Source organism: Streptococcus sp. WM07, from assembly GCF_004570525.1.
Lineage (GTDB): Bacteria > Bacillota > Bacilli > Lactobacillales > Streptococcaceae > Streptococcus.
This window is the reverse complement of record NZ_SPPZ01000038.1, coordinates 1-18,379: the sequence shown is the minus strand read 5'-3', so window position 1 is coordinate 18,379 and position 18,379 is coordinate 1. Positions and strand designations below refer to the sequence as shown.

Genomic DNA, 18,379 nt, shown 5'->3' with positions numbered 1-18,379 from the left:
TACTGGATGCAGACTCCTGCTGTCCACTCTATCTAAAAATCCCTCCCCTCTAAGGAGGGGAGGAAGAAGATTGTCTTTATTCTACATTGTCAGTTTTCAAGGATTCCACACAACTTGACAAAGAACCCTTTTTATTGATTATTATTCACCTTTTGCTTTCGCAACGATAGCTTCTTGGACAGACTTCGGTACATCTTCATAGTGGTCAAAGACCATCATGAAAGTACCACGTCCTTGTGATGCTGAACGAAGAACAGTTGCGTATCCGAACATTTCAGCAAGTGGTACATAAGCACGAACGATTTGGCTGTTACCATGTGCTTCCATACCATCTACACGTCCACGACGAGCTGTAACATGCCCCATAACATCACCAAGGTTCTCTTCTGGAACTGTGATAGTTACAAGCATCATTGGCTCAAGGATAGCTGGTTGAGCAGTCTTAGCAGCTTCTTTCAATGCAAGAGATGCAGCGATCTTGAAGGCTGTTTCAGATGAGTCAACATCGTGGTAAGAACCATCGTAAAGTTTAGCTTTCACGTCAACAAGTGGGTATCCTGCAAGAACACCGTTAGCCATTGACTCAACCAAACCTTTTTCTACGGCTGGTACAAATTCACGAGGAACCACACCACCGACGATAGCATTTTCGAATTCGAATCCTTTTCCTTCTTCGTTTGGTGTAAATTCAATCCAGACGTCACCGAATTGTCCTTTACCACCAGATTGACGTTTGAAGAATCCACGTGCTTGTGTAGCAGCACGGAAGGTTTCACGGTAAGATACTTGAGGAGCACCTACGTTCGCTTCAACCTTAAATTCACGTTTCATACGGTCAACAAGGACATCCAAGTGCAACTCACCCATACCAGAGATAACTGTTTCACCTGTTTCAACGTTTGTTTCAACGCGGAATGTTGGATCTTCTTCAGCCAATTTTTGAAGGGCAATACCCATCTTATCTTGGTCTGCTTTAGATTTTGGTTCAACCATCAATTGGATAACCGGTTCTGGAACGTTGATAGACTCAAGAATAACTTTTGATTTCTCATCTGTCAATGAGTCACCTGTTGTTGTATCTTTCAAACCAACAGCAGCAGCGATATCACCAGCGTAAACTGTTTCAATCTCTTGACGGCTGTTCGCGTGCATTTGAAGGATACGTCCAATACGTTCACGTTTACCTTTTGAGGTATTCATAACGTAAGAACCTGAGTTCAAGACACCAGAGTACACACGGAAGAATGTCAAACGACCAACAAATGGGTCTGTCATGATCTTGAAGGCAAGGGCCGCAAATGGCTCTTCATCAGATGCAGGACGAGTTTCTTCTTCTTCAGTATCTGGGTTGATACCTTTAATCGCTGGGATATCAAGTGGACTTGGAAGGTAGTCAAGAACCGCATCCAACATCAATTGAACCCCTTTATTCTTGAAGGCAGAACCACAAAGAACTGGGTAGAACTCTACGTTGATTGTTGCTTTACGAATCGCAGCCTTCAACTCTTCATTTGTGATTTCTTCCCCTTCGAGGTATTTCATCATCAAATCTTCATCAGTTTCAGCAACTGCTTCCACCAATTTTTCACGGTATTCTTCTGCTTGTTCAAGGTATTCAGCTGGAATGTCCTCTTCAAGAATATCTGTACCAAGGTCATTCGTATAGATTTCAGCTTTCATCTTGATTAAGTCAATGATTCCACGGAAATCATCTTCAGCACCAATTGGCAACTGAATTGGATGTGCATTTGCTTGCAAACGGTCATGAAGAGTGCTTACTGAGTAAAGGAAGTCAGCACCGATTTTGTCCATCTTGTTGGCAAATACGATACGTGGAACACCATATTCAGTAGCTTGACGCCATACAGTTTCTGTTTGTGGCTCAACACCAGATTGGGAATCCAAAACGGTTACGGCACCATCCAATACACGAAGAGAACGTTGTACTTCAATTGTGAAGTCCACGTGTCCTGGGGTATCGATGATGTTAACGCGTGTGTCTTTCCATTGAGCAGTTGTCGCAGCAGAAGTGATTGTGATTCCGCGCTCTTGTTCTTGCTCCATCCAGTCCATTTGGGAAGCCCCTTCGTGGGTTTCACCGATTTTGTGGATTTTACCAGTGTAGTAAAGGATCCGCTCAGTTGTTGTAGTTTTACCAGCATCAACGTGAGCCATGATACCGATATTACGAGTTTTTTCTAGTGAAAATTCGCGAGCCATTTGTCTCTCCTATATTTATTTTTTTATTATTATACCATATTCCAAGAAAAGCAGATAGGTAAGACCCACCCGCTTCTCCTGAATTATGATGATACGACATAAAATTTTAGCGACGACGGTCAGCTTAGAATCCAAAATCTCCTAGCAACTCAATTTGCTACGTCAATTTTCCTATTTTGGCTAGCATTTGTTTAACGCTAAAATTGTTAATCTTACCAACGGAAGTGTGCAAACGCACGGTTTGCTTCAGCCATACGGTGAGTATCTTCACGTTTCTTAACAGCTCCACCAGTGTTGTTTGCTGCATCCATGATTTCTTTTGCAAGACGATCTTGCATTGTATGCTCACCACGGTCACGTGCGATTTGTACCAACCAACGTAGACCTAGAGTTGTACGACGCTCTGGACGTACTTCAACTGGGACTTGATAGTTAGATCCACCAACACGGCGTGCACGTACTTCAAGTACAGGCATGATATTTTCCAATGCTTGCTCGAATACTTCAAGTGCATCGTTACCAGTTGCTTCTTTGATTTGATCGAAGGCACCATAAACGATAGATGCCGCTGTACCACGTTTACCGTCCATCATAACACGGTTAATCAAGCGTGTTACCAATTTAGAATTGTAAAGTGGATCTGCTAATACTTCGCGCTTAGGCGCTTGGTTTTTACGACTCATTCTCTCTTATCCCCCTTCTTATCCTTTAGGACGTTTTGTACCGTATTTAGAACGACCTTGCTTACGATCGTTAACACCGGCTGTATCCAAAGCACCACGGACGATATGATAACGTACCCCTGGAAGGTCCTTTACACGTCCACCACGGATAAGCACAACACTGTGCTCTTGCAAGTTGTGTCCGATACCTGGGATGTAAGCTGTAACCTCGATCAAGTTGCTCAAGCGTACACGAGCAAATTTACGAAGAGCTGAGTTTGGTTTTTTAGGTGTCATTGTACCAACACGAGTAGCAACACCACGTTTTTGTGGGGAATTTTCACGAGTTGGAACACGTTTCAAGCTGTTATAACCAACGTTCAAAGCTGGTGATTTAGATTTTTCTACTTTTGATTTACGCGGTTTGCGAACCAATTGGTTAATTGTAGGCATCTACATTCTCCTGTGAATTTTTATTTTTGGATACCAGGCACTGGTGACAGCCCTGAGACGGTGTACTTTTGCAACATTTGTCAGCACGTCTCTGTACACTTTTGAGAGACCAAAAGTAAAAAGTACCGTCAACTATGATACCAAATCACTCCCTAGCCTGTCAATTGTTTTTTTAGAAAAAAACAGTCCTTCTGTGTTCAAAAGGACTGAATTCTATTTCTTATTCTGATGCAGGAGTGGAAGCTACTGGAGCCTCTGGCACTGTTTCTACAATAATCGGCTGAGTTGGCTGCTCTACTACATACTGTGGTTGTGAATATACAGGCTGTTCTACTTGTGGTGCCACCTGACTTGCTGCAGGAGTAACCGGTGCAGCAGATGAAGCAGCTGGCACTACTTCTTCTTGGGAACTAGATGAAGATGCTGCACTGAGACCTTGAAGATCCAATCCAAGCGCACTTGCGACAGTCTGTAAGCGATTCATCAATTCATTTTTCCGATCACCATCTGGTAAATCGTCAACTTTCTCTTTAGCTGTCCGTAAATTGCCTTCATTTTGTTCATCTTCAGCCTTTTTCACAGCCTCTTCTGCTTTCTCCATAGCCTCTTCCTCTGGAGATTTACTACTTGTGGATGTTGAGGATTTAGATGGTGCTGTAATCGTCGTTTTAGCCTGCTGGCTCCGTTGCATACTACGTGCCACTACTAACCCCATCATCAAAACCAACATCAGAAGGGCCAAGATAAAAATCCGAACCCAAATCGAACTTTGATCAAATCGATCTAAAAACTGCTTCACTCTGCAACCTCATTCATACTTTCTGTAAAAATATTTCCAAGTTCTACATCTACTTGCATAGAATCCACATCAATCTTCGTCACCCGTAGAAGAGAACGATACTCCAGACCGTCCCGTTTTTCCTGAGCATTATCCGCAAAAACGGCAACTCCGGCCAAGCTAGAATCAAATTCATCTAAAAGACTGATCATTCCACGAATCGTTCCCCCGCCTTTGAGGAAATCATCTACTATTAAGACGCGACTTCCCGCAGGAAGACTTCGTTTAGACAAGAACATCTTTTCAATCCGGGAACTAGACCCTGATGCGTAATTGACACTAACTGTAGAACCTTCTGTAATTTTCAAATCTCTACGGACAATCACAAAAGGAACGTTCAAAACATTGGCGACCGCATTCGCCAAAGGAACCCCTTTAGTCGCAACCGTCATGACTGCATCAATAGGCTCATCTTGAAAAGTCTTCGCAATAATCCGCCCAATACTCTTCAACAAAATCGGATTACTTAACAAATCGGATAGGTAAATATAGCCACCCGGTAAAATCCGATCACTAGCGGATAGTTGAGTCCGTAGTTCTTCTCCAATTTGAAGACTCTCTTCTTTAGAGATAGAAGGTTTAAAGATGACACCACCACCGGCACCAGTGATGGTCTCGATATGGCCCACCTCCATCTCCTCAAAGGCCCGTTTAATAATCACGATATCTTCTGAAATAGAAGATTTAGCCGTTTGGTATTTGGAGGCAAATGTATTAAGACCTGTTAGCTCATAAGGATGGTTGATCAAATAGTTGGAAATGACTACCATCCGTTCACTTCTTCTTAATTTCATTTTCCTAACCCTGTTTTCTATTTTTTACAATTATATCATATAAACTGAAAAAACGTTCGGCTTTTTTGAAAGTATCTACTCATCCAATTGCGGTTTGTAGAAATTTCGATTATCCAAGGCGAAAATACGAGCGGTCATTTCTCCAGGGCCTACTTTTTCCAAAGCACTGGTCATCATCATCATCCCCGCATCCATATTGTCAATCATATGAATGATCTCCGCTTCCATCAGTTGTGGTCGAACAGGGCTACCGTATTCCAACAGCCCATGGTGACTGAGGACAACATGGCGAAGAAGAATCACGTCTTCCTTCTCATCATCAATCCCCAATTCCATCAGTACCTTAGTAATTTCCTCATCAATCAAGGCTATATGCCCAATCAAATTTCCTCGAACCGTATACTCTGTGTGGTCAGGGCCACTTAACTCGATAACCTTGGCTAAATCATGTAGCAAGATACCCGCAATCATCAAACTAAGATTGAGTTGTGGATAAATTTGTGAAATAGCTTGAGCTAAACGAACCATGGTCGCAGTATGGAAAGCTAATCCTGTCTCAAAAGCATGGTGATTGGTCTTAGCTGCAGGATAGGTATAGAAGGCTTGATCATATTTTTGAAAAAGTGCCCGTACCACGCGCTGCCAAACTGGATTTTCAATTTGAAAAACAACCTCAGAAATATATTCCCGTAATTGGACTGGATCTACCGGTGGCTGCTCCTTATAAAGACCTGGATCGGTTGGTTCCCCCACTCTAGCTAACCGCATTGATAGCTGATTGACTTGCGGTGTATTGTTGTAAACTTCGCGTCGGCCACGCATAAAAACCACGCGGCCAGCTTGAAAATCTTCAACATTTTTTTCTTGTGCATCCCATAGCTTACCTTCAATTGCCCCTGTATTATCTTGGAAAGTAAAGGCTAAATAGTTTTTACCAGCTCGGGTTTGTCGTAAATCAGCGCTTTTAATCAGGTAAAATCCTTCAAAAAGCTCGTCCTTTTTCATTTGATTAATCTTCATCCTCTACCTCCTCGGTCCACATGAGTAATTGATTCAGGTCTAAGGCTTCCTCTACCTCGATCTGACGTAGGCTACGTTCAATGGCTCTAGTTCTCACGCCAATTAACTGCTCAAGGCTACCACTAGCCATTCGCAACTGATCCTGAGTCTTATCCAAGACTCGGCCAAAGTTTTGAAACTCCTTTTTTACCGCAGAAAGAACAAAACTGATGTCCTCAGCATTCTTCTGTAAATATAAGGTTTTGAAACCAACCGCCAAAGAATTCAGCAGAGCTGCCAAGGTCGATGGGCCAGCCAAGACTACATTTTCCTCTTTTCGCAACTGGTCCATAAACTGAGGTTCTCGTACCAGCTCTGCGTAGAGAGCTTCTGTTGGTAAAAATAAAATTCCAAAGTCCGTTGTCCGGGGAGGAGCCAAGTACTTATTTTTTATATCCCGGGCAAATCCTTTAACTGCACGTAACAAATCTTTACGCGCGGCTACTACAGCATTCTTATCCCCCACTTCAAAAGCCGACTCCAGACGATAATACGAATCCATCGGAAATTTGGCATCAATCGGGAGATACACCACCTCATCCGCTTGTCCAGGAAACTTGATGGCATACTCAACTCGATTCCGCGACTCAGGTACCAAGGCAAATTCTTTCTCATACTGATGCGGAGCTAGGATGTCTTCTAAAATCTGCCCTAATTGAATCTCCCCCAAAATTCCTCGACTTTTATTACCCGAGAGAATTTTATTGAGATTGCCTACATCTTGAGCTACCGTTCGCATCTCTCCCAAACCTTTATTGACACTTTCCAATTGTTGGGAAACTGTTTCAAAAGATGCCCGCAAACGACTTTGAAGCGTCGTTTCCAATTTTTCTTCTACGGTTTGGCGCATAGCCTCCAAGCGAGCCTCATTAGATTCTTGCAAGCGTCGCATCCCTTGCTCCGTCTGCTCTCTATTTTGAGCCAGGCTCATTCGCACCTCTGCACGCAAGTCCTGCATTTCCTCCTGGATTCCAGCTTGTTGGCTAGCCAATCGATCGCTCAACTGTAATTCCAACTTCCCTTCCCGTACTTGAGCATCCTTGGCCAATTCCGCAAAACGATAATCAATTTGATCCGACATACGGTCCATATGATTGTCCCATTCCCGTTTTTCCTCTTCTCGCCCCCGCAATAACCATTGATAAAGCTGGTAACCCAAGAAAAGATTGGCTACTCCCAACATAATCAGAATAATTTCCATGACTACTTCCTATCCCGTGAATAGATGATGATCACATAGCCTTTTTGGACCCTCACAGCAATCGGACGGTCTAAAAACTCATTAGATCCATAAATTTTTTTAAAAAAATAATTAGAAGCATTTAGAGGATACTTGGCTCCCTCTATCTCAAAAGCACTTCCCTGTTCTGGTAGAAAGGAAATATAGTCATAACCTAGTTCCGGCTCAAGTTGCTGCCAACCAGATCCTCGATAAACCACTAAGTTTTCAGCATCCAACAAGCGAACTCTCCCCAACAATGGAGTAAACTCTGCCTGACTAGGCCAAAATAAATTAGCCAAACTGTGATCCAAACGACCTCCCAAGGCCCCATAAACCACTACATCTCCCTCTGGAAAATGCTCTAACACCACGCGAAGAGCAACCTCTAAATCCGTATCGTTCTTCTCAGCAGGCAACTCCACCACATGCTGGGCCGCTTCTAAAATCTGTTGCCTCTCTTCAGCCGTGACTGAATCAAAATCGCCAACAGCCCAATCCAGTGATAAACCTGCTTCCAATAGCGTTACGCAACCGCGATCAACTCCAATCGTCACCTGATTCTCAAGTGGCAAAGAGAGCCCCAAAGGCCCTCCTGCGACAATCACAATCTTAGTCATGCTCAGCTAACGTCTGGCGGAGCTTGTCCATCCCCTCTTCCAGACCTCCATTAAACAAGTAGCTACCAGCCACAAAAACATTGGCTCCTGCCTCTGCTGCTAGTGTAATGGTCTTATCGTCAATACCTCCGTCAACTTCAATATCAAAATCTAAGCCTTTACTCTCACGTAAAGCTGCCAATTGACGAATCTTATCCAGAGTCTCCGCTAGGAAAGCTTGACCTCCAAAACCAGGATTGACGGTCATTACCAACACTTGATCGACCAAGCCCAGCACATACTCGATAGCTGAAACGGGTGTCCCAGGATTAATGACCACACTCGCTTTCATTCCTAATTGACGAATACGCTGCAAGGCCCCATGAATATGAGGAGTGGCTTCCACATGAATGCTGATGATATCCGCTCCCGCACGCGCAAATTCTTCCAGATGACTCTCTGGATTGCTCACCATCAGATGGCAATCAAAAACCAACTGACTATGGCGCCGGAGACTGGCAACAACTCCTGCACCAAAACTAATGTTGGGTACAAAGTGACCATCCATAATATCAATATGCACATACTCCGCACCACTAGCTTCAATTCGTTTCATGTCCGACTCAAAATTCGCATAGTCTGCACTTAGAATCGATGGGGCGATGAAGAATTTTCTCATTTTTTTCCTCCCTTTTTGTAGGTCACACGGCGCTGCTCCACTTCACTTAGGAGCTGCAAGTAATTGTCATAGCGGAAAGGTGCAATAGCACCTTCCTCCACGGCTGGCTGCACGGCACAAGCCGGTTCGTGGCGATGGGTACAAGTCCGGAATTTACAATCATGGCTAAACCTTCGAATTTCCGGAAAGGCGTTATTCAAGTCTTCTGCCTGATTGATTTCATAATCCAAAGAAGAGAAACCTGGCGTATCCGCAATCTTACCTCCAAAGAGATCATAAAGGGTTACAGCCCGCGTTGTATGGCGACCACGTCCAAGACTAGAAGAAATCTCTCCTGTCTCTAACTCCAGATCTGGAGCCAAGCGGTTTAGCAGGGTTGACTTGCCGACCCCAGTCTGACCCATAAAGACCGTCAGCTGATCATGCAAGAGTGGCTCCAGATCCTCTGGCCGACTAACCACCGGGTAGCCAATACTCGCATAGATGTCCTGGATTGGAATGAGCTCTGCCGAATCCTCCAGTAAGTCTGTTTTTGTCAAGTAAATAATCGGAGAAATTCCCTTATGCTCCAATAAAACCAGAAACCGATCCAAGAGATTCAAGTTCAGATTTGGCTCTCGAACAGATACCAGAACGACCGCCTCATCAATGTTAACAATCGGAGGTCGAACCAGTTCATTTTTACGCTCTAAAATTGCCAAAATGTAACCTTCCGACTGCTCCTCCGCAGAAAACTCAACCCAATCTCCCACATAAGGAGTCTGGCCTTTTTTCCGGAAATTTCCCCGAGCTCGAGTTTGATAGACCTGACCTTCTGCCTCTACATAATAGAAACCAGCCAAGGCCTTGATAATGCGTCCTTGCAAATTCGTTCTTATCCTTTCTGATTCTCAAGTGCTTTCGCTAGGCTAGCAAATTCTTCCAGCCCCAGTGTCTCTCCCCTCACACTTGGCGCAATGCCAGCCGCATCCAAGGATCGGCTAAGCCAGTCCTTAGTTTCTGGATCCTTACCAAAATAGGCCTGCAAATTATTCCAAAGTGTCTTTCGGCGATGGTGGAAACTGGCCTTAACCAGCTTAAAGTAAAAGTCCTCATCTGAAACTTCTACGGCCGGTTGAGGGAGACGTGTCATTTTTAAAATAGCACTATCCACGTTCGGCGCAGGAACAAAAACCGTCCGTGGAACAATGAAGGCCACCTTTGCCTCCATATAGTACTGGACAGCGACCGATAGGGAGCCATAATCCTTAGTCCCCGGCTGCGCCGAGATGCGATCCGCTACTTCCTTTTGCATCATCACAATAAATTCCGCAAAAGGAATACCACTTTCCAAAAGGTGCATAAGAATAGGAGTTGTGATGTAATACGGCAAATTGGCAACAACCTTAATCGGCAGATCTGGATTTCGGAAACGACCCAACTGCTCTGTCAAATTAACCTTGAGAATATCAGCCTGTACCACTTGAACATTGTCAAAATTAGCCAAGGTCTCTCCCAAAATCGGAATCAGACGTTCATCAATCTCAAAAGCCATAACTTCTGCTGCTTGTTCTGCTAAAAATTCTGTTAAAGCACCAATCCCTGGTCCAATCTCGATAACATTAACTTCCTTGCTCAACTCAGCAGTATCTACGATTTTCTGCAAAATATTGGTATCTGTCAAAAAGTTCTGCCCAAATGATTTCTTAAACGTAAAGCCGTGACGTTCCAAAACAGCACGCGTCACACTATAATCTGCTATCCTCATATCTATATCCCATCTGAATCTTTTACTACTATTATACCCTAATCTCTAGCCCAAACCAAACAGAGTTCCTAAATAATCAAATGGAAAAATCGTAACGTATCACTCATCAGCTAGTCCAACCAAAAAAAGAAATAACCGTCACACTTTGGTAGATGGACAGTTATTTCTCAACGAGCTCATGTAAGCGACCTATCTATAAGATTCCAGTTTCATCTATCAGAAGTGGACAATTCCACCCCTATCCATAAAATCTCTGACCCACAGACTAGTCATCTCTATTTCTAAGCTTATCTCCTAAAATCATTTCGTTTGACAAAGAGAACGAGTAAGATACAAGAGCCAAGAATAGCTGGGATAAAAGGTACTCCCCAAAGTGTCGGTCCCCAACTACCAAACAGTAGTTGACCAAGCCAAGAACCCAACCAGCCAATTAAAATATTACCGATACATCCCATCCGGTCATCTCGGTTGGTTAGAGCTGTCGCAACCAAACCGGTTAAAAAACCAGTTATGAGTGAAATAATCATAAACACCTCCTAGATAGCCCATTCTCCTTGACGGAAGATTGGAACACGGCTGCCATCTGGTCGAATACCATCAATGTCCATTTGTCCTGAACCAATCATAAAATCCACATGAACATCGGACTGGTTAAGCCCAGCAGCTTGGCGTTCTTCCACTGTCATCTCAGTTCCCCCCTCAACGCTAAAGGCATAGGCAGATCCAATAGCCAGATGGTTTGAAGCATTCTCATCAAAAAGGGTATTGTAAAAAATAATACCTGATTGAGAAATTGGACTTTGGTGTGGAACCAAAGCCACTTCTCCCAAAGAACGAGCACCACGATTTTCAAATACTAGTTTTTCTAGAGTTTCTTGACCACGACTAGCTTCAACTTTAGTAAGCAAACCATCTTGGAAGTGAACCTTGATACCTTCAATAATGGTGCCATTGTAGCTAAGTGGCTTCGTACTGGTTACATAACCATCTGCCCGACGGTAGTCTGGGGCAGAAAAAACTTCTTCCGTTGGCATATTAGCCAAGAAGTAATCCCCAGCTTCGTTCCGGCTACCAGCACTTTCCCAATGATGATTTTCAGGCATCCCTAGAACTAAATCAGTACCCGGAGCTTGGTAATGGAGGGCTGTAAACTGCTCTGCATTTAAAATAGCTGCCTTCGATTCCAATTTTTCTTCATGGTCAATCCAAGCTTGGATAGGGTCCTCTTCGTAAACCCGACATGTTTTAAAAATTTGATCCCAAAGAGCCTCCAAAGCTGCTTCTGGACTCAAATCTGGAAATACTTTCTCAGCCCAAGCTTGACCCGCAGCCGCAGCCACCAACCAAGAAACTTTATTGGACTGAGTTGCTTCCCGCATAGGAGCTAATGCTTGGTTAGCTGCTCGAACAGACAGAGCCATCCGGTCCTCTGGGACTCCCGCCAAACCGTCTGGATCAATTGAGCGAAGGGCTAAGCGACTCACACGATGCTCGATTTGATAGTTCATACGGGCGATGATGTAATCCGGAATCTCTGTCAGGAACTTCTCATCTGCATGAATCAATTCTTCTTTCTGAATCGCTTGATCACTCCACTGAACCACGACATGACCTGCACCTTGAGCATAGGCTTCCGCGACCAGCATGCGTGTAAAGGCTACTTGCTCAACTTCCGCATTGATCAAGAGGATTTGCCCCTCTTGTACATTTAACCCACGTTTTAATAACAAATGCGCATATTTTTTTAAAAGATTTTCAAAATTTTCCATTCTTATTTCCTTTCCACACAGGACCTACAAAGCTGAGTTGAACTCCTCTACATACCCAAACGCTTATTCTTACTTGCATCACAAATATCTGACTACCTTATCTTAAACCGTCCTCTTACTCCCAGCTGACTTAGAGGTAACATAACTGAGATCCCTTAAAATAGATCATCAAAGAGGCTCAACTGATTATCTTCGGGCATATTGCCTAAAATACCCATTTCATTCATCTTATCGACTAGGGTAGCGGATAGGCCTCCCCGTTTACGAAGTTCGGTCTTACTGAGGAACTCCCCCTCTTCACGCGCCGTCACCAATTGTTTGGCAACGTTCTCTCCCAAACCTTCCAAGGCAACAAACGGTGGTATAAGTGTGTCCCCATCAATTAAAAATTCAGTTGCTTGACTACGGTAGAGGTCCAGCTTGCCAAAGACAAATCCACGTTCCAACATCTCATTGACCAGTTCCAGGGTCGTGTAAAGATCGTTTTCGACATTAGTAGCCTGATTATTTTTCCGTTTTTCGCGGATATCTTCCATCCGAGCCTTCACAGTCTCTAGCCCACCAGACATCGTTTTTAACTCAAAGGCTTTGGCACGAATAGAGAAGTAGGCACAATAATAATAGATGGGATGGTGAACCTTAAAGTAGGCTACCCGCAGAGCCATCATTACGTAAGCTGCCGCATGGGCTTTCGGGAACATGTATTTGATTTTCCCACATGACTCAATATACCATTCTGGCACATTGTTTTCCTTCATGGCCTCAATATAACCATTGCGTTCTTCTTCAGAAATCTTCAACCAGAGTCCCTTCCGCACACGCTCCATAATGGTAAAGGCCATCTTGGGTTCCAAGCCCTTGTGCATCAAGTAAACCATGATATCATCTCGACAACCGATAACAGTTGATAAGTCCGCAATCCCTTGACGAATCAAGTCCTGGGCGTTCCCTAACCAAACGTCAGTTCCATGGGACAAGCCCGACAATTGTAACAACTCCGCAAAGGTTGTCGGATGGGTTTCATCCACCATTCCCCGGACAAAATTGGTTCCAAACTCTGGAATCCCTAGCATCCCCGTAGACGTACCAATCTGCTCCTCGGTTACACCCAGAATCTCCGTACCAGAAAAGAGAGCCATAACCCCTGGATCATCCGCTGGAATATCCTGTGGATTAATTCCTGATAGATCCTGTAATTTCCGAATCATCGTCGGATCATCGTGTCCTAGAATATCCAACTTCAAGACATTTTCATCAATATCGTGGAAGTTAAAGTGGGTCGTCTGCCACTCCGCTGTCACATCATCCGCCGGATATTGTACTGGCGTGAAATCATAGACATCCATGTAATTCGGAATAACAACAATTCCACCCGGATGCTGCCCTGTTGTCCGCTTGACCCCTGAAGCTCCCATTGCCAACCGCTCAACTTCGGCTTCCGAATACATCTTTTGATAGTCTCGTTCATAACCTTTGACAAAACCAAAAGCCGTTTTATCTGCCACCGTACCAACTGTTCCAGCTCGAAAGGCATATTCCGCACCAAAGATATCACGAACATCTAAGTGAGCACTAGGTTGATCGTCCCCAGAGAAGTTCAAATCAATATCAGGAACCTTATCCCCATCAAAACCTAAAAAGGTTTCAAAGGGAATATCTTGACCGTCCTTTTTCAAAAGATAACCACATTCTGGGCAATCCTTGTTGGGTAAGTCAAATCCCGAACCGACCGAACCATCCGTAATAAATTCACTATACTGACAGGCTGGACAATAGTAGTGAGGAGATAAAGGATTTACCTCCGTAATTCCTATCATAGTGGCTACAAAGGAAGACCCAACGGAACCACGGGAACCTACCAAATAGCCACGCTCATTAGAGCGCTGCACCAACATTTGCGAACTCAAGTAGATTACGGCAAAGCCATTTCCCAAGATGGATTTAAGTTCTTTTTCAATCCGTAAATCCACAATGTCTGGGAGCGGATTCCCATACATTTCAAAGGCCTTCTCATAAGTCAGGCGGGCAACTTCTTCCTCTGCCCCTTCAATAAAAGGCGTATAGAGATCATCTTTTACAACCTCCACCGATTCAAATTGACGACTGAAATTCTGAGTATTGGTCACCACAATCTCGTAAGCCAACTCCTGACCTAAGAAGGCAAAGTCATCCAGCATCTCATTGGTCGTTCGAAAATGAGCCTCAGGAAGAGGAGCTGGCTCAGCCTTTTCCCCATACCCAATAGGGCGATTGATCATAGCTCCCTGACCCAAACTACGGACAATGATCTCTCGATAAATCGCATCTTCTGGCTCCAGGTAATGAACATTTCCTGTCGCTAAAACAGGTTTCCCTGCTAGACGAGCAACCTCAATCAATTGCCGAATCAACTCCTGAATTTCTGCTTCACTCTGAACCTGCTCCTGAGCTAGAAGAGGAGCGTAAAGGGCAGGGGGCATAACCTCAATAAAATCATATTGAGGCGCGACTTCTACCGCTTTCTCTAACCCCTTGCTAAGAAGGGTATCAAAAACTTCCCCTTCCTGACAGGCCGATCCCATCAGTATGCCTTCTCGATAATCTTCCAATACAGATTTCGGAATCCGTGGAACACCCGCAAAATAATGGGTATTCGACAAGGAAACTAATTGAAAAAGATTCTTCAAGCCTACTTGGTTTTGTACATATAAGGTTGCATGTTTCACCCGCGCCTTCTGATAAGAAGACGGATTGATGACTTGTTTATTCAACTGGTCGAGATTCGTTACACCAAATTTTTCAGCTACATCCTTAATAAAGATAAAGAGTAAGCGTCCTGTTGCTTCCGCATCGTAATTGGCCATGTGATGGTGTTCCAAAGCTACCTGAAAACGCTTGGTCAACGGCCCCAAACCATGTCGTTTGTATTCTGGATAAAGATTTCGAGCAAACTCTAAGGTATCAATCACCGGCTGATTAATCAAGGGTAAGCCATGTTTCTCATAGTTGACATTCATGAAGCCTACGTCAAATGTCGCATTGTGAGCTACCAAAACCGCATCTCCACAGAATTCTTGAAATTCCCTCAAAACCTGTTCTAGAGGCTTGGACCCTCGTACGTGATCATTGGTAATCCCAGTCAAACTCGTTGTAAAGGCCGACAAGGGATGTCCTGGATCAATAAACTCATCGAACTCGGCAATGACATTCCCCTTGTGCATCTTGGAAGCCGCTACTTGGATTAAATCATTGTAGACAGCCGACAAACCCGTCGTTTCCACATCAAATACCACATATGTCGCATCCGATAGCTCTAGGTTCTGCTCATTGTAAACGATTGGAACCCGATCCTCAACCAGGTTTGCTTCCATACCATAAATCAGACGAATACCCGCTTTTTTAGCCGCCTTATAGCCATGCGGAAAACTCTGCACATTCCCATGATCTGTGATTGCTAAAGCCTCATGACCCCATCGACTAGCTGTTGCTACCAACTCCTCCACCTCAGGTAGAGCGTCCATGGTCGACATATTGGTATGCGCGTGAAACTCTACCCGCTTTTCTCCATCGGGCATCAAATCTTTCCGAGGATGGTGGCTGATTTCTTTGACTTGTTGGACATTCATCGTCAAAGATTGGGTATATTGATTGATCTCCACATTCCCTCGAACACGCAACCAAGAATTTTTCCGAATCATCTCAAATTTCTTGGCTTCCTCTTCATTTTTTACCCATTTTTGCAAGGCAAAACTAGAAGTATAATCGGTCATCTTAAAAGAAATTAAAATGCGGCCGGTGCGCATGACCTTCTGCTCTAAAGCAAAAACATAACCTTCAAATGTCAGACCACGTTCTTCACCTTGAACATCCACCATCGGTGTAATCACGGCCTTATCCAAAGCCACTGTTGACGTCGACCGTTGCCCATAATCTGGTACCGGTGCAGGTGTCGGAGCTTCCTTAGGAAGAGATTGTTCCAACGAAGCCAACGACTCCTGAGCTGCCAAAAGCGCTTGTGCCCGCTCCTCTTCAAAGAAAGTCCGCTCTACCTCAGATAAAGACTCCTCCACCTGAAGCTGACAAGGCAACTGACCCAAACCAAAGCTCTCCAAAGACTCCTCTAAACATGGAAGATACTTCTTGGTAAAAAGATCCATATCCAAATTTGCAGCCCCCTTGAGATAGAGAATTTCCCCATCTAGGACTACTTCTAAAGTCTGAAACAAAGATTTAAACGCTTGACTCGAGCAAGGCCCCTCTTCAAAAGCCTCCCGATAATAAGCCTCCACCAAGTCTTGATCTAAAACTACCTCACGTGCCTGAATCCGAAAACGCGCCTGATTACCGGTTTTAGAAAACTCCTCTGATAATTGCTGCTTGAGAACACGATAAGTCTCAATTGGCAGAATTCCATCAAATACAAAGGTGAACTCCCAAATCCGACTCTTCTCATGTAGGATTACTGAATCGAGCTCTGCACCCTGAAACAAAGAAGAACGTAAAACCTCTCCTGGCAAAGCAATTTGATTCATCAAAAGCTGAAATGTATTTTCCATGCATCCTCCTGTATCCTTCTATTTTAACACAGAGCTAGGACAAGGACAAAAGCCAAACAAATAGCCTTGCTCGTCAAACATGAGCAAGGCTATTTCGTAAATTTTTGAGAAAAGGATATCTAACTCGCTTCAGAAGGAACACCATCCTTTTTTCCGACGTCCTTTCACGGTCGAAAGAGTCGCTAAAAATCCAACAGTTGCTCCGGCCATCGCTGCTCCATCTTTGCTACCTGTATTTGATAAAGCTTTCTCTACTTTGGCTACCGGAGTTTCTGGTACATTTTTCATCCCAAATTGTTCTAGGGATAAAAATGTATTCAGTACCTTATCACCCTAAAAAAGGCAGACTCCGCCCTTGGTGTAACTATAGATTTTTAAAAATGCATACTATTTAACATCTTAATTTCCTAACAAAGGGGGACTTCCATCTCTTGCTTCATAAAGAATGGGGAGCGAGAAATTTAAGCTAGAAATTCGTTCAAAAAGAGTTCGAAACTCCTCCTTAAGAGAATAGAGGTTAGACAGTTTTAGAACTTGTCTTCTAGCACTTTTTACAGACTTTCCAACTATATTCACAAACAGTTTCCGAAAACGTTTCATCGTCAGATTCTTCACAACTCCACCAGCTATATGCTTCACAAATAAGGAAAGATTATAGGCCAAGCAAGAAATCAACATGCGAACTTCGTTCTTGATTAAAGTTGAACTATCTGTCTTATCACCGAAAAATCCAGATTTCATCTCTTTTATGAAATTTTCAGACTGTCCCCGTTTTCGATAAAGTTGAAAATATTCCTGGCTAACTCCACCAGTTAGATTGGTCACAAGAGAAGTAACGTCATAGAAGAGTTCTCCTTCCTTTCTTTGTGAAAATTGGCAGACACGGCGCACTTGATCCCAAGACTTTGCTTGATAGAAAGTCTCGGAGTAGGAAGAATGGGGTAAAATCGTTACATTTTCATCTTCAGGATAAGGTAAACGAATATCCCCTAAACGACTAAGAACAGCGTTTCTTTTTAGCTTAATGAGGTAACTTTCCCCACTCTCCTCAATGGACTTGTAAATTTGTGGAGAAGCGAAACCGCTATCCATGCGGAAAAGTAACTGATTGAAGTCTTCTAAAATAGGTCGGAGGAACTCCACCGCTCCTTCGGAGCAATAGCGATTTCCAGGACGTAACTGAGCATTGAAACAATAACCAGTCTGACTTTCAAAAGCATAGAGTGGATGATACCCTGTGGCACGGTAATGAGCATTGTAAGCCGAGCCTTCTTGTTTTCCATAGGTTGTAAAATGAGTCGAATCAATATCAATGATAAGATTCCCCACTTGATGAAATTGTAAAAAGATTTGGAGAAGTTCAAAGTTAATCTGTCTTAAAGCTGCAATCGTTTCTTCAGTAGCACGAGAAAAGAAACGTGACAAGGTTGGTTGAGAGGCCAGCTGTCCAGGTTCTAGCAGCTGATAGAAATAAGCATCTTCTTTCAATTCTTGACAGGCATAGTCTGTATCATGACCAGCTAGGATTTGGAATAGGAGTTGGATAATAATGTTTACCCGTTGTGCTAGTTAGTTGTAGAAATAATAAAAAACTTTGCGTATCATAAATTCAAAACCACCACGAATTGAGGACATGATATGCAAAGCCAAGTACATTATCTCGCGAATCCTTCTCAAACACAAGTCGTTTTCAATAAAATTTTAGTGAGAGTGACTGATCTATATGAAAAATATGTTCCAAAGTCAGTTCGTTTCCGTAAGAATGTTCATTTACAAATTCAACCAGATGTTATTTTGATTTCTAG

15 protein-coding genes and 1 pseudogene are annotated in these 18,379 nt (G+C 43.6%); all 16 read right to left on the bottom strand.

Annotated elements, in window-relative coordinates; translation table 11 throughout:
- Positions 1 to 141: 141 nt before the first annotated feature.
- The gene (gene fusA / locus E4T71_RS05960; RefSeq protein WP_135038065.1) at positions 142 to 2,220 is read right to left on the bottom strand and encodes an elongation factor G; all 2,079 of its coding nucleotides are present in this window, start codon (positions 2,218 to 2,220) and stop codon (positions 142 to 144) included.
- A 212-nt stretch (positions 2,221 to 2,432) separates the two neighbouring features.
- Entirely contained in the window at positions 2,433 to 2,903 is a 471-nt protein-coding gene (gene rpsG, locus E4T71_RS05955; RefSeq protein WP_135038063.1) for a 30S ribosomal protein S7, read from the bottom strand.
- A gap of 18 nt (positions 2,904 to 2,921) precedes the next feature.
- Complete coding sequence (gene rpsL, locus E4T71_RS05950) at positions 2,922 to 3,335, bottom strand: 30S ribosomal protein S12 (protein ID WP_135038061.1); 414 nt, start codon at positions 3,333 to 3,335, stop codon at positions 2,922 to 2,924.
- 220 nt (positions 3,336 to 3,555) lie between these two features.
- Positions 3,556 to 4,134 (bottom strand): hypothetical protein, encoded by a 579-nt coding sequence (locus E4T71_RS05940; RefSeq protein ID WP_135038059.1) that lies wholly within the window; start codon positions 4,132 to 4,134, stop codon positions 3,556 to 3,558.
- Positions 4,131 to 4,967, bottom strand: a complete 837-nt coding sequence (gene purR / locus E4T71_RS05935; RefSeq protein ID WP_135038057.1) for a pur operon repressor — start codon at positions 4,965 to 4,967, stop codon at positions 4,131 to 4,133. The genes E4T71_RS05940 and purR overlap by 4 nt, the downstream gene beginning before the upstream one ends.
- A gap of 75 nt (positions 4,968 to 5,042) precedes the next feature.
- Positions 5,043 to 5,987: a 3'-5' exoribonuclease YhaM family protein gene (locus tag E4T71_RS05930; protein ID WP_135038055.1), complete on the bottom strand. Its 945-nt coding sequence runs from the start codon at positions 5,985 to 5,987 to the stop codon at positions 5,043 to 5,045.
- Positions 5,977 to 7,227: a DNA recombination protein RmuC gene (locus E4T71_RS05925; protein ID WP_135038053.1), complete on the bottom strand. Its 1,251-nt coding sequence runs from the start codon at positions 7,225 to 7,227 to the stop codon at positions 5,977 to 5,979. Before E4T71_RS05925 ends, E4T71_RS05930 begins: the two co-directional genes overlap by 11 nt.
- 2 nt (positions 7,228 to 7,229) lie before the next feature.
- Positions 7,230 to 7,865: a thiamine diphosphokinase gene (locus tag E4T71_RS05920; protein ID WP_135038051.1), complete on the bottom strand. Its 636-nt coding sequence runs from the start codon at positions 7,863 to 7,865 to the stop codon at positions 7,230 to 7,232.
- Entirely contained in the window at positions 7,858 to 8,523 is a 666-nt protein-coding gene (gene rpe, locus E4T71_RS05915; RefSeq protein WP_135038049.1) for a ribulose-phosphate 3-epimerase, read from the bottom strand. Before rpe ends, E4T71_RS05920 begins: the two co-directional genes overlap by 8 nt.
- Entirely contained in the window at positions 8,520 to 9,389 is an 870-nt protein-coding gene (gene rsgA / locus E4T71_RS05910) for a ribosome small subunit-dependent GTPase A (protein WP_135038047.1), read from the bottom strand. The genes rpe and rsgA overlap by 4 nt, the downstream gene beginning before the upstream one ends.
- An 8-nt stretch (positions 9,390 to 9,397) precedes the next feature.
- On the bottom strand, positions 9,398 to 10,270 hold the full coding sequence (gene rsmA / locus E4T71_RS05905) for a 16S rRNA (adenine(1518)-N(6)/adenine(1519)-N(6))-dimethyltransferase RsmA (RefSeq protein WP_135038045.1): 873 nt from the start codon (positions 10,268 to 10,270) through the stop codon (positions 9,398 to 9,400).
- Positions 10,271 to 10,557: 287 nt separating this feature from the next.
- Complete coding sequence (locus E4T71_RS05900) at positions 10,558 to 10,797, bottom strand: GlsB/YeaQ/YmgE family stress response membrane protein (RefSeq protein WP_135038043.1); 240 nt, start codon at positions 10,795 to 10,797, stop codon at positions 10,558 to 10,560.
- Positions 10,798 to 10,806: 9 nt separating this feature from the next.
- Positions 10,807 to 12,045 carry an aminopeptidase gene (locus E4T71_RS05895; RefSeq protein WP_135038041.1) on the bottom strand — a complete coding sequence of 413 codons (1,239 nt, stop codon included), beginning with the start codon at positions 12,043 to 12,045 and terminating at the stop codon, positions 10,807 to 10,809.
- A 149-nt stretch (positions 12,046 to 12,194) separates the two neighbouring features.
- Positions 12,195 to 16,574, bottom strand: a complete 4,380-nt coding sequence (locus E4T71_RS05890; RefSeq protein WP_135038039.1) for a PolC-type DNA polymerase III — start codon at positions 16,572 to 16,574, stop codon at positions 12,195 to 12,197.
- A 129-nt stretch (positions 16,575 to 16,703) separates the two neighbouring features.
- Positions 16,704 to 16,862, bottom strand: coding sequence for a hypothetical protein (locus E4T71_RS09790; protein WP_167758478.1), 159 nt, complete (start codon positions 16,860 to 16,862; stop codon positions 16,704 to 16,706).
- Between the two features lie 111 nt (positions 16,863 to 16,973).
- Positions 16,974 to 18,128: pseudogene (locus E4T71_RS05885) on the bottom strand (IS1380 family transposase); the annotation flags it as partial.
- Between the last annotated feature and the right edge of the window lie 251 nt (positions 18,129 to 18,379).